The organism is Bacillus timonensis (genome assembly GCF_000285535.1).
Taxonomy (GTDB): domain Bacteria; phylum Bacillota; class Bacilli; order Bacillales; family Bacillaceae_L; genus Ferdinandcohnia; species Ferdinandcohnia timonensis.
In genome coordinates this window covers 164,384-177,811 of the sequence record NZ_HE610986.1, presented here as the reverse complement: position 1 = coordinate 177,811, position 13,428 = coordinate 164,384, and the positions used below count along the sequence as shown (strand labels likewise).

The following is a 13,428-nucleotide window of genomic DNA, read 5'->3' as shown; positions in this document are numbered from 1 at the left end:
CAAATTTTTGGTGCTGTTCAGTCAGGCATTTTTTTTTATGCGAAATAGATAATGAAAAAGTAACCGAGCATGATGCATAGTCCTAGTGGGACCCCAAACTTTGCCCATTCTTTACTGGTAATATCTAATTTTCCCGCGGCAATGATATTCGGAATATTCCCGGGAATTAGCATACCGCCACTAATCAATAAGCCTAGTAAAATGGATTGGATTGTAAAATGGTCCATCGCTGGACTGATTTCAGCAGCAGCTAAAGTGGCATTATCAAGAATTGCAGAAATCATATTTAACCAATAGAGAAGGAGCGGATCAAGACCGATGAAATAACGATTAATCATTGGCTCAAAGCCTGCGCCTAATAAGGTTAATCCCATCACAAAGAAGTAAATCTTTAAAGCTCGTACGAAAATTTCCTCATATGCTTCTATATTTGATTCTTTTTCTACTAGCCCTTTATTCCGTTTTGGTGGTTCTACAACTAGGGCAGCCAATATACCAAAAATAAGAAAGGAAGCAAAAATCTGAGGGCCAATTAACCCAGTTAAAAAGAAAAACGTTTCATTTAGTTTACTGATTGCAATTGTCGATAACGGTTCTCCAATTGGTGTTAACGCAGCACCTAATCCAATTGAAAAACAGGCAATCACAACAAAACGAATCGCAGAACCACGCTCAAGTCTTAGTGATGTCACGATTAACACAAGGACAAGTGCCGCTATGATTGCTGTAATAATACTGGAAATGAGCCCGAGAAAAATAACGACCCATCCAATAAACAATCGAAATGGAATTTTTCTACTTAGCCCAACGATAGATTTTTGTAGTGGAGAATGGAACCACTTAAATAAAAGCCCAGCCACAAAAACAGCCAGTGTAATTTTAATTGGATCCACAGATGCTCTCACAAATAGTTGACTGTTGAACACACCACTTACTACTGCGGCAAGTAGCCCCATGAAAAACAAAAACACTTCTAAATTCTTCTCAACAAGCTTTACCGAAAATGGCAAAAACAGAACAAGGACGAGAATCACTAACAATCCGATAATCATTCACATTACCTCAACTTTATTATATAGTCCCAGATGCAAGTACTATATTCATATGCGCTAATCGGACAAACTTTCCAACCTTTTTTCATTCGAAATATCAAGTGAAAATGGGAATTATGTAGGATACATATAATTTCATTGACAATTACCAACGTAATTAATATAGTTAACTATGTTAATAGTTAAACAGTTTAACTATTGGATGTGTGAATTTTTATTTTGTGAGGTGAGTAGTAATTGGAAAAAACGAATATAAAGGAATTGGTTGATCAATACCTAGATGTTTCTTTTTCAGTGAATACAATTGCGGAATCGCTTGTAAAGGAACAAATTGGAAGTGACCTTACAAATGAACAACATTATACACTTCGCTACATAAATAAGGTAGGTTCATGTACATCAACAGAACTTGCAGAAGTATTCGAAGTGAAAAAGAGTGCGATTACTGCGATTATTAATCGCCTTTTTGAAAGAGGCTTTATTCAAAGAACGCGTGATGAAAACGACCGTAGACTTGTTTATTTAACATTATCGGACGAAGGTAAAGCACTATTTTCAAAAACAGAAGAACGAGTATGTAAGCTTGTCGAATCAATTATTGGTGAATTTTCAGAAGTAGAGATTGTTCAATTCTTAACAACCTATGAAAAACTGAATGGAATCTTAAAACAACTAAAGAATAACAAGGTGGTGGAATAAATGAATTTTATTATTAAACGGAAATGGTTTGTGCTAATCGCCTGGATTGTTGTCGTAGCTGGATTGTTTATGGCAGCTCCGAATATGGCGGACCTAGTTCGTGAAAAAGGCCAGATTACGGTTCCAGATGAATACTCATCCTCCATTGCAGGAAAAATATTAAACGATGTCCAGTCCCAAGAGGGTGGTGGGAATGAAACGCAGGTTGCCCTTGTGTTTCATGAAGATAAGAAACTAACGGCTGACGAAGTTAAGGAAGCTGAAAGAGCAATCCGGATCCTAGAAGAAAAGAAAGACGAAATCGGAATTACCGATATCCTTACTCATTTTAATGAGGAGACATTAGAGGAACAGCTTGTTTCAGAAGACGGAAAATCAATCCTTGCTTCTGTAACCGTAAGTTGGAATGATCGTGAACCAAAAGAAGTAAGCGATGCTTTATATCAAGCAATTGAAGATGTGAAGGTCGATCATTATTACACTAGTGAATGGCTAATAAGTGAAGACCTTGTAACAAGTTCTCAAGAAGGCTTAAAAAAGACAGAAGGTATTACTGTTGTCTTTATTCTTGTCGTTCTTTTACTTGTGTTTCGATCACTAATAGCACCTATTATTCCACTTGTAACAGTAGGATTTGCTTATCTTGCGTCACAATCCATTGTTGCGATGCTGGTTGACAAGTTTGACTTTCCGATATCAACTTATTCACAGATTTTCTTAGTAGCCGTCTTGTTTGGAATTGGAACGGACTACTGTATTCTGCTACTAAGTCGTTTTAAAGAGGAGCTTGCACAACGAGAGAGTTTAACAGAGGCGATTATTGAAACCTATAAAAATGCAGGGCGAACTGTCCTTTTTAGTGGTATTGCTGTTATGATTGGTTTTGCTGCAATCGGGTTTTCACAATTTATTTTATACCAATCTGCAGTTGCAGTAGCTGTAGGTGTTGCACTTTTATTAGGGGCATTATTCACAGTTGTTCCATTCTTTATGGCAGTCTTAGGGAAAAAATTATTCTGGCCATCTAAGAAGAATTTGGATCATGGGGACAGTAAGATTTGGGAAATTGCGGGACGATTTTCATTGCGTCGTCCACTCTTATCTCTATTAGTTGTGGCGGCAATTGTTGCTCCGTTTCTATTTGTATATGATGGTGAGCTATCTTATAACTCATTAGAGGAACTAAATGGAGATGTGAATTCAATCAAGGCTTTCAATGCCATTGCAGGAAGCTTTGGACCTGGTGAATCCATGCCAACCCAAATCGTTGTGAAAAACGACGAAGCCATGGACTCCACCGAATATATTGAACTGGCAGAAAGAATCAGCCATGAAGTAGAAAAAGTGGACCTAGTTGATACAGTGCGCTCAGTTACAAGGCCAACCGGTGAACCAATCGAGGATTTATTTGTTGCTAACCAAGCAAAAACACTTGAGGAAGGTCTCGGAGAAGGAAAAGATGGACTCACTCAAATTAAGGATGGTCTACAAGAAGCAGGCAGTGAGCTTGCGAAATCTGAGCCAGATCTAAAAAGTGCAACCGACGGTATTGGTGAACTAATTACTGGTACAAATCAGGTGAAATCTGGCCTTACTGAAATCCAAACCAACCTTTCAAAAATTGAATCTGGCATTCGCAGTGGAACAGCTGGAATTGATACGATGATTGCTAAGGTTGAAGAAGCAAAAGTCGGTGCGGAAGAACTATTGAAATACTATAATACGAATCTATTAGTTGGGTATAAAGATGCCCAAACTGGAATTGCTGGTTTACAAACTGGTTATCAAGGAATCGCAGATGCGCTAAACGCAATGTCTGAAGGTGTAAATCAGTTAAACAATGGTGGATTTGCCTATTTAGAAGGCTACTATAAAAATATTGAAACGGAAGAAAGTATTGCTGAAGATGAAGTATACCAAGGAATGAAGAAATCCTTACAAGGAATTCCACAGCTATCAGCAGGAATACAAGAATTAAACGGTCACCTTTCAGCTGTTAATTCTGGAATGATCCAAGCTAACGCAGGATTTGAAAAATTACTTGCTGAACAGGCGGCATTACCGGCAGGTCTTGAACAATTAATCGCTGGTCTCCAAGAGCTTAAGGGAGGGCTTGTCCAAGCAGCCAATGGCCAGGGTCAAATCGTTAAAGGAATGCCACAAGTGACAAACGGCTTAACGGGAATAAACGATGGACAAAAGCAGTTATTGGATGGTTTTGGAAGCTTAGGTGGCCAAATCACCCAATTAACAGATGGACTTACACAAAGTGCAGATGGTCTCGAACAAGTTTCTGATGGATTAGGTTCTGCTCAAGATTACTTATCAAATCTATCTAAATCAGAACAATTGAATGCTTTTTACATGCCTGAAGAAGTACTTGAAAGTGATGACTTTGCACAAGTACTGGATGTGTACATGTCAGAAGATCGCAAAGTCATGACATTCGATGTCATTTTTGAAGCGAACCCATATTCCAACGAGGCGATGGGGCAAATCAATGAAATCGAAGACGCTGTTGCGAGAGCAACGAAAGATACAAAGCTTGAGAATGCAGATGTTGCATTAGGTGGTATCACAAGCACGAATACTGATTTAAGTAAAATGTCTGAGCAGGATTATTCTCGAACGATTGTACTCATGTTTATCGGGATTGCGCTTATTTTAATTTTCTTGTTCCGTTCATTGATCATGCCAATTTATCTCATCGGTTCATTGATATTAACGTATTACACTTCAATGGCAATTAATGAAGTGATATTTGTTAATATTCTAGGATATACCGGTATTAGCTGGGCGGTACCGTTCTTTGGATTTGTAATTCTCGTCGCACTTGGAGTCGATTACAGTATCTTCTTAATGGACCGCTTTAACGAATTTCGTGATATCCCAGTGGCAGAAGCAATGCTTCTTTCTATGAAGAAGATGGGAACTGTTATTATTTCAGCAGCCATTATTCTTGGAGGAACATTTGCTGCCATGATGCCATCTGGAATGTTATCATTGCTCCAGATTGCATCAATCACACTCGTCGGCCTCATGCTGTACGCGTTTGTGATTCTGCCATTATTTATCCCAGTGATGGTTAAAAACTTTGGTATTGCTAACTGGTGGCCGTTCAAACGACCAACAAATGAATAAAAAAAGAGGCTCCTTTTGCAAAGGGAGCCTCTTTTTAAAAACATCATCCAATGTAATTCTGATAAATCTTCTCAATCTTTTCTTTAAAAGACTCCATCGGAACAAATCGGGCATCTCTAACATATTCCTTTCCTTCTACAAACAAAATCAATACAGGAACTGTAAAAATAGAAAGATAACCGGCAATCTCCTCAACATCATCTGCATTCACAAAACCGAGCTGAATTTCTGGAAAATCAATCATTACCTCTTTAACCTGTGGCAACAAAGCATGACAGACACTGCAATTCGTTCTTGAAATGTAAATAAAAGAAAGAGAATGTTGCTCTATAAAAGCCTTCACTGCATCAAGTGATGTTAATTCTTCAAAATCTCTCATCTTGTCCACCTACTATCATAAATTACAAAAGTAGTATCACTGTTAAGATTAATCCTAACATTAAATTTATGCATCGACTCTATGGTAAAATGTTAGTAATTTACATGAAATTCACAAACAGTGGAGGTACAGTATGGATTTCATCCAAATTGGCTCTTTAACTATCATGGTGAAGTGGGTCATCCTAGCAATAGGCATAACTGCAGGACTTTTCCTCGTACGAGTCTGGTTAGCTAAAACACAATCAAAAGAAATGACCAAAAATATAATCAATCTCCTTACGAATGGAGTTTTCATTGGCTTTTTGGCGTGGAAAGGGAGTTTGTTACTCCTAGAACCAAAACTTGTCATAAAAAGTCCAATGTCATTATTGTATTTTACCGGTGGAACGAAAGGATTAATGATTGCAGCTTACCTTACGCTCTTTTATCTTCTCTATCACATTAAAAAGAGGACGGTTGCGTCATCACTTTTCATCCGCGCAATACTAATCACAAGTTTCGTAACCATTATGCTCGGTAATTTACTCTCCTTATTTTGGCTAAAGGCACACATAGTCTTTCACTTTATTACATCAATGAGTGCATTCTTTCTTTTATTGTTGACATTCTATAGTAAAGGACAACAAAAAAAGGAAGTGTTACATGTGATTAAAAAGGTAGCATTAATTGTAGGTTTAGTTGGACTAATTGTATGGACAATCAATAGTAATCTCTCATCTGCCAACCCAGCAGAAGAAGCAAAAACAGATGAACGTAAAGTAGGAATTTCTGAAGGCCAACTGGCACCCGATTTTACGTTAAAAACAATAAATGGTGAAGAAATGAAGCTTTCTGCCTTTAGAGGAAAAAAGGTCATCTTAAATTTTTGGGCAAGTTGGTGCCCACCTTGTAAAGCCGAAATGCCACATATGCAGGAGTTTTATATGGAAAATAAAGAAAATAATTTTGAACTTCTGTCCGTTAATCTAACAACAGCAGAGAAGAAGAGTTCAGATGTTGCAAGGTTTGTAGACGAATATGAGCTAACGTTCCCTGTGATGCTTGATGAGCACGGGGAAATTGGCCAAATTTATCAAGCTTACGCTATTCCAACAAGCTATATGATTGACTCTAAGGGTATTGTCCGGAAAAAAGTCGTAGGGCCAATGGATAAGGAAATGATGAATGATTTACTAAATAGTGTGGAGTAGTAAAAAAAGAAAAGTAAACCAATCTAAGTTTGCGATTGTGTAGTCGAAAAACCGAATTCATAAGGTCAATATCAAGCTAAATCGCATATGGTTAGCCAATATAATGTCACATAAAAATGTAGAGGTTGGTTTTGCATCTCTGCTTCTCTAGTTTATGAGGAAAGTCAGCAATAGTAAGTTAAGCGGAGGTTTTTCGGTTAAATGCAGACTGAAGCTCTTTTTGGGGAAAATAAGTGGAAGTTTTCCGATTATGCAATGAAAAGTCCCCCATTTTTAAATTTTTCGAATCAATAGGCGTAATCTCTCCGTTTATTTAAGTGCTTTTTTATTAATTATTACAAATAAGAGGAATTTATCCGTCAATTTATCTGCTCGAGTGCTCAACCTAATCCCTCAATCAACCTTCTTGAATCAGACACGGGAATCAGGACAAGAAAATTATTATTTATTACACAATTTCATCGTTTTTGACATGCTTTTAACACATATTTAGCTGTTGGCCATGAATTAAATCCTATGCTAAATACATTGCATTTTTGATAGTGAAATTTAACAAAAAAGCAAGCAAATATATAGGCTAATTCGCTTGCTTAGACACTGTATTTTTTTTCCCTACCTCTGAACCGAACTACTAAGAACCAATCACTTTTCTTTTTTTCACTCTGCTCATCAATTAATTCATCTACCAATGCTTCCGCTGCACGACGATAGAATTGACTAGCTGTAATAAAGGATAATATTAAGAGCACCTTTTTCAGTTGTTTATCATTGTCGGAGCCCAATTCCTCCTCGACATCCTTTACTTTCGTCTCAATATCCTGTTTGAATTCGGCGGCATTTTTTTTATATAAATCTAGATAGTTCTTATAAAATGCCTCTAGGTTGAATTCTTCATTATTCATAATCCGTTGATTTATACCATCAAGTGTCGCCTTAATATCATTGATTGATAGCCCACTCTTAAGTTGGTAAATCAAGCTTAATAAAATCAAATGCTCTTTTGAATACTTTTTATTTTTTATCGGGAATAGTAGTTTCCCTTTTGCGTAATTGTTGATCATTGTTTTCGTTAGGACTTTTTCATCTTCATTTCTTTTAGCAGACGTAAACGTATTTTCAAACAATTGAATTACCTGGTCCATATATAAATCAATTTGAGGAATATCCTCTATAAAAATATTGTTATCAATGTCTATGTTCACAGTATTAACCTCATTTTTTTCGATATTATTTGTTACCTAGTTTACTCTATAACTACCAATAAGTAAATCTTGACTAGATGATGTAATATGTATATTATTATAAGTAGTATTAAAAACTACATGTTATAGTAATGCAAATAAAAATAAGCGGTGATAAATATGAAAATTGTTTGTTTTGGAGATAGCTTAACTAGAGGTGTTTCTTTTGTTAAAGGCCGCATGCGTATATTAAAAGAGAATTATCCAGCATTTTTGCAGGAATTTGTTTCAGATCATTTTACAGTCGTAAATAAAGGTGTTTTTAATGATAATTCCGATTTACTATTGTCTCGTGTTGACAAGGATGTAATTTCCGAGCATCCTGATTACGTCATCATTAATATTGGTGGCAATGATTGTAACTTTAAATGGGATGAAGTGGCGAAAAACCCTGAAAAAGAGCATCAACCAATTGTACCGATTGACCGATATATTGAAAATCTAAAACAATTAATTGAACGAATTAAAGAATCCAATAGTATCCCTGTTTTAATGACATTACCACCACTTGACCCGGTTCGATATTACAAGATGCTCGCTAAAACGTATGGTAGTTCAATTAGTCATTGGATTAGCCTTCAAGGTGGTATTGAACATTGGCATGGCCTTTATAACCGCAGTTTAAACAGCTTAGCGGAACAATTAAATGTCCAAAAAATCGATGTCCGTACTGCCATGAAACATTCAGGTGACTTACAAGACTTCATTAGTGATGATGGTATTCATTTGACAGGCAAGGGCTATAAAACAATGAGCAGTGAAATCTTTTCTTCATTTGAAAAATATGCATTGGTTTGATGTGCCTCCATTTTTGGTGGCATTTTTTCTTTTATTATGAATACAACGGAAGTAATGCGAAAAACTGTATATCAATGGACATAACATATAGAGAAGGATAAGATAATTACATGAAAAAGAGAAAAGGGTAGATGAAAAGAATGAATTACTATCAATCAGATTACATCATTACGATGAAGGATATTGTTCGTGAGGGGCATCCAATTTTAGCTCAAAGAACGGAAGAGGTTCCTGTGCCCCTTTCTGAAGGGGATAAGGAATCACTCATTAGCATGATGAATTATTTAAAAAACAGTCAGGATCCTGCGCTTGCGAAAAAGTATGGTTTACGGCCTGGAGTGGGTCTATCCGCAAACCAGGTGGGTCTCAATAAGAGGATGTTTGTCGCATTTTTCACAGATTTCGATGACAAATTATATGAATATCATCTTGTGAATCCGAAAATTATCAGCCATTCTATATCCATGACGTATTTACCGGAAGGAGAAGGTTGTCTGTCTGTTGATCGTCCGGTTGAGGGCTATGTGCCAAGATATGAAAAAATTAAAATAAAAGCATTCGATATCAATGGGCAAGAAATTACGTTACGTTTAAAAGGTTATGCTTCTATCGTGTTCCAACATGAAATCGATCACCTAAATGGAATCATGTTTTATGACCATATTAACAAGGAGAATCCATTTAAGCTTCCCGAAAATGTTGAGATTAAAAGTCTTTACTAACAATCAATGGAGGGGTTGGCGTGATAAAAGAAAAGCTTGAAGGTGATTAGAACCTTCAAGCTTTTTGTAGTTAATATTCCGGATTAAAAGATTCTTTTTGCTTTCGAACCAGGCAAAGGATTCCTGCAATTAAGTAAAGAATACTTGCAATAATGGAGATTAGGAATGTAGCAAGTGTACTTAATACAGCAATAACAATTAACAGGATACCGGCAGCCTTTGGATGCTTATCACCTTTTAAAAGGACGAGCGATACAATTCCAAGAATAATAGCAAGAATCCCCACGATAATGAAATACCAGCCACCAGCTGCTACCATATCAGTAAGGAACCCCATTTCCACTCCTTCAAGTGATGGATCTTCAGCTGCAATATTCTCCATTTCCTGTGTAAAAGCACTATCCTCACTAAGTCCTAAAAACATAAAACCAAATACACTAATTAAAGCAAAAAAGCATGCTCCAATAATCGTTAAGACAATTTCGCCAGTACGTTTCATAAAATATTTCCCCCTCGTAAAAAATGTTTCTTTTTGATTGTACTATACAGTATATAGTATGCAATCCGATTTTTTGCCTAATCCTCTCCAAATTTGGAATTACTGTATTTACGGAAAGAGTCGGAAAAAGGTTTCAAAAAAGATGGTAAAAAATAATCAATATATTTCAAGATCATCTCATAAGATTTTAAAAGAATTATTTCAAGTATGTTAAGAGAATATTAAAAAAATTTTGCAAACCGCAAACGAATTATGTTAACCTATAATTATAGGTTCTTAATTGGCAAATATACCAAAATAAACCATATAATAGTTTGGTAGTAAACCTCTATTTTGAGGGTCTACATAAAAAATAAATAAAGTAGGGGGAATGCAAATGCTAAAGAAGTACTCTTTTTTAACTTTGCTATTAGCATTGGTTTTAGTCATTGCTGCATGTAGTAGTGATAACACGAATGGTAACGACAAGGGCGAAGGAGGAGAGGGTAGTAGCGGTAATTCCGATACAGTCGATCTTCTCATGGGTACTGGAAGTCAAGGAGGGACCTATTTTCCACTTGGTGCAGAAATGGCGAATGTTTGGAACAAGAATATTGAAAGCGTTAACGTAACATCAACAGAATCAGGAGCTTCTGTTGAAAACCTTGCGAAAATTTCAAATGGTGAATTTGACCTTGGAATGACTGTTAATCTACCTGCTTATGATGCTCTTAATGGAAAAGGGGACTTTGAAGGTAAGAAGGTAGAGAACTTTGCGTTTATTGGACATATTTATCCAGAAGTTCTTCAAATTATTACACGTGAAAGTACGGGCGTTGAAACAATTGCCGACCTAAAAGGAAAGAGAATCGCAATTGGGCCTCCAGGAAGCGGAACGCAAACTGCAACGAAAGCTGTTTTAGCCGCTTATGGTATTAATGATGGTGATTATGAGGCATACCAAGAAGGATTTGGTGATGCAAAATCAAAGCTACAGGATGGTACAATTGATGCATCATTTGGACTTTTAGGCTTACCTGATGCAGGTATTGATGAGCTTCAAGCTTCAGTTGGAGATGTAAAGTTTTTAGAAGTAACAGGTGATGAATTAAAGACGGTAGAAGAAACAAGTGGCTACACTGGTTATACAATTAAAGCAGGATCTTACGAATGGTTAAAAGAGGATGCGAATGTTGTATCGGCATTTGCTGTTCTAGTTGCGAATACAGATACAGTTAATGATGATCTCGCTTACCAGCTTGCAAAAGTAATGCTAGAAAAAGCAAGTGAAAATACACATGCACAAGCTGCTCACATGACCAAGGAAAATGCACTTAGTGGGTTAGGTGATTTACCAATCCATCCAGGTGCAGAGAAGTATTATAAAGAAGTCGGAATACTAGATTAATAGCTTCAAAGGGTAGATGAAGGGCTTGACACAATGTGTTCTAGCCCTTTTTTCCAAAAGGATTTTATGTGATTAGCTAATCTGAACCGGTTAAAGGACCGACTCAGATTTTTTTCTTTCATGATTGAGTGTAGATAAAACAGAATTCACAGGTGGTGAGAAGAATGAAATGGTGGAAGAAGAAGGAGATGAGGGATTCAAACGAGCCTACTCAACTTAATGAAAATGTGTCGACAGAAGAGATTCTAGAAAAATACGATCGAGAAAGTACGTACCGAAGGAATCTAGGAAAGTGGAAGTGGGTTATACTCATTTTGGCTGTTGGCCTAACGATATTCCATCTATTTACTGGTTATCGTGGTGCCTTCGAAGCTCGCATCCAAGGTCCAATTCATTTAGGGACGGCATTAGGCTTAATTTTCCTATTGTATCCAGTAAAAAAAGGGCTGCATCGTAAACAAAAGGGAATACCTTGGTATGATGTACTCTTAGCAATCATTTCATTAGGTGTCGGGTATTATAATGTACTATTCTATGAGGAACTTGTAACAGAGCGGATTGTCTTTGGTTATACAACCCCAGATTTTATTGTGGCAACTTTAGGGGTTTTATTAGTACTAGAAGCAGCTAGACGATGTGTTGGACTTCCGATTGTTATTGTATCGAGTGTGGCAATTCTTTATGCATTGTATGGTAACTTGATTCCTACGAAACTATTTGCCCACCGTGGCTTTTCATGGAATACCTTAGTTACGGATTTGTATTTAACAACGAAAGGAATTTATAGTACGCCAATTCAAGTTTCCTCGACCTTCATTTTTCTATTCTTATTATTTGGTGTTATGTTAATTCGTACAGGTGTCGGGCAATTTTTTAATGACATTGCTTTCGCCATTACTGGGAGGTTTACGGGTGGTCAAGCGAAGGCGGCTGTTGTTGCTAGTGCATTACAAGGGATGGTATCAGGAAGTTCTGTAGCAAATACCGTCGGTTCTGGTTCTTTTACGATTCCAATGATGAAAAAGGCTGGCTATAAGCCAGAGTTCGCGGCAGCGGCAGAAGCATCGGCATCGACGGGTGGTCAAATCATGCCACCAATCATGGGGGCAGCCGCATTTATTATGGCTTCTTATACGAATATCCCATATAGCCAAATTATGTTAATCGCGATTATTCCAGCCGTCTTATATTTTCTTGGTGTTTTTTTGGGGGTTCATTTTGAATCGAAAAAAATCGGGATTGTAGGAGCACCAAAGGAGACTCTGCCACAAGCGAAGAAGTTAATGCTTGAACGCGGATACCTATTGTTACCTCTGATCGTTATTTTTTATACATTACTAACCGGAAAGACGCCAATGCGTGCTGCATTGGTTGCAATTCTTGTTTCATTCTTGGTAAGTCTCGTTCGAAAAGATACAAGGATGTCCTTGAAAAGTATTATTCAAACACTTGAGGAAGGTGCAAGGGTTGCATTACCAGTAATTGCAGCCTGTGCGTCTGCAGGGATCATTGTTGGCGTTGTTGTTCAAACTGGACTTGGTGGTCGTATTGCTGATGGCATCATTGCACTAGGTTCTGGAAGCTTAATTCTAACGTTGTTCTTCACAATGATTGCTTGTTTAATCCTCGGGATGGGGTTACCAACAACAGCAAACTATGTTGTTACGGCTACAATGGCTGCTCCTGCGTTAATCCTGGGATTAGATGTTCCAGTTCTTGCCGCTCATATGTTTGTATTCTACTTCGGTATTGTAGCAGACATTACGCCTCCGGTTTGTTTAGCCGCGTATGCGGGAGCGGGTCTAGCAAGGGCCAATCCATTTATGACAGGTGTTACTGCAACAAAGCTTGCAACAGCTGCATACATTATTCCATTCATCTTTGTAATCAATCCACAAATGCTTTTAATAGATTATGAGATTCCATTCTTGGTCATCTCAGTGGTAACTGCGATTATTGGGATGATTGGCATCAGTACTGCAATGGTTGGTTTTTTCATTCGCAAAACATTTATCTGGGAGAGAATCATTCTATTTGCAGCAGGCTTAAGCCTAGTTTCTCCGAGCATTTACTTCGGAGCTGCAGGAGTCATTGCGTTATTGGCTATACTATATATCCAATCACGCCGCCCAAAAGAACATATCCAGGCACCTACGATGTCACTCAACTAATTTTTACCACCCTTTTTAAAAGGGTGGTTTTTATTTTTCAGAACGATATTTTTTAGGAAATTGCCTATTTACTCTCAAACTTGTCCTCTTCTATAATGAAGTAAATCTTTCACCGTTCATGATTTTGAAATTTAAATTTCAAAGGAG

At 37.2% G+C, this 13,428-nt stretch carries 11 protein-coding genes; 7 read left to right on the top strand and 4 right to left on the bottom strand.

What is annotated here, in order from left to right:
* Positions 1 to 35: 35 nt before the first annotated feature.
* The gene (locus BTHG_RS09415; RefSeq protein ID WP_010676505.1) at positions 36 to 1,052 is read right to left on the bottom strand and encodes a DUF1646 family protein; all 1,017 of its coding nucleotides are present in this window, start codon (positions 1,050 to 1,052) and stop codon (positions 36 to 38) included.
* 237 nt (positions 1,053 to 1,289) lie between these two features.
* Here BTHG_RS09415 and BTHG_RS09410 point away from each other — a divergent pair, with 237 nt between their 5' ends.
* Complete coding sequence (locus BTHG_RS09410; protein ID WP_010676504.1) at positions 1,290 to 1,751, top strand: MarR family winged helix-turn-helix transcriptional regulator; 462 nt, start codon at positions 1,290 to 1,292, stop codon at positions 1,749 to 1,751.
* Positions 1,752 to 4,892 carry an MMPL family transporter gene (locus BTHG_RS09405; protein ID WP_010676503.1) on the top strand — a complete coding sequence of 1,047 codons (3,141 nt, stop codon included), beginning with the start codon at positions 1,752 to 1,754 and terminating at the stop codon, positions 4,890 to 4,892.
* A 43-nt stretch (positions 4,893 to 4,935) separates the two neighbouring features.
* On the opposite strand, the gene BTHG_RS09400 is transcribed toward BTHG_RS09405, so the two are convergent.
* A complete protein-coding gene (locus BTHG_RS09400) occupies positions 4,936 to 5,271 on the bottom strand; it encodes a thioredoxin family protein (RefSeq protein ID WP_010676502.1) in 336 nt (111 codons plus the stop codon).
* 133 nt (positions 5,272 to 5,404) lie between these two features.
* Here BTHG_RS09400 and BTHG_RS27335 point away from each other — a divergent pair, with 133 nt between their 5' ends.
* A complete protein-coding gene (locus tag BTHG_RS27335; RefSeq protein WP_010676501.1) occupies positions 5,405 to 6,463 on the top strand; it encodes a peroxiredoxin family protein in 1,059 nt (352 codons plus the stop codon).
* A 590-nt stretch (positions 6,464 to 7,053) separates the two neighbouring features.
* On the opposite strand, the gene BTHG_RS24605 is transcribed toward BTHG_RS27335, so the two are convergent.
* Positions 7,054 to 7,665 carry a DUF1836 domain-containing protein gene (locus tag BTHG_RS24605; RefSeq protein ID WP_010676500.1) on the bottom strand — a complete coding sequence of 204 codons (612 nt, stop codon included), beginning with the start codon at positions 7,663 to 7,665 and terminating at the stop codon, positions 7,054 to 7,056.
* Positions 7,666 to 7,824: 159 nt separating this feature from the next.
* Between BTHG_RS24605 and BTHG_RS09380 the strand changes: the two genes are divergently transcribed.
* Positions 7,825 to 8,502 (top strand): SGNH/GDSL hydrolase family protein, encoded by a 678-nt coding sequence (locus BTHG_RS09380; RefSeq protein ID WP_010676499.1) that lies wholly within the window; start codon positions 7,825 to 7,827, stop codon positions 8,500 to 8,502.
* Positions 8,503 to 8,642: 140 nt separating this feature from the next.
* Positions 8,643 to 9,224 (top strand): peptide deformylase, encoded by a 582-nt coding sequence (def, locus tag BTHG_RS09375; RefSeq protein ID WP_026021757.1) that lies wholly within the window; start codon positions 8,643 to 8,645, stop codon positions 9,222 to 9,224.
* Between the two features lie 70 nt (positions 9,225 to 9,294).
* Here the strand turns inward: def and BTHG_RS09370 are convergent, their stop codons facing one another.
* Positions 9,295 to 9,723: a DUF4064 domain-containing protein gene (locus BTHG_RS09370; protein WP_010676497.1), complete on the bottom strand. Its 429-nt coding sequence runs from the start codon at positions 9,721 to 9,723 to the stop codon at positions 9,295 to 9,297.
* 376 nt (positions 9,724 to 10,099) lie between these two features.
* On the opposite strand from BTHG_RS09370, the gene BTHG_RS09365 reads away from it, so the two are divergent.
* Positions 10,100 to 11,110: a TAXI family TRAP transporter solute-binding subunit gene (locus tag BTHG_RS09365; RefSeq protein WP_010676496.1), complete on the top strand. Its 1,011-nt coding sequence runs from the start codon at positions 10,100 to 10,102 to the stop codon at positions 11,108 to 11,110.
* A 164-nt stretch (positions 11,111 to 11,274) separates the two neighbouring features.
* Positions 11,275 to 13,281 carry a TRAP transporter permease gene (locus tag BTHG_RS09360; protein WP_010676495.1) on the top strand — a complete coding sequence of 669 codons (2,007 nt, stop codon included), beginning with the start codon at positions 11,275 to 11,277 and terminating at the stop codon, positions 13,279 to 13,281.
* Positions 13,282 to 13,428 lie beyond the last annotated feature (147 nt).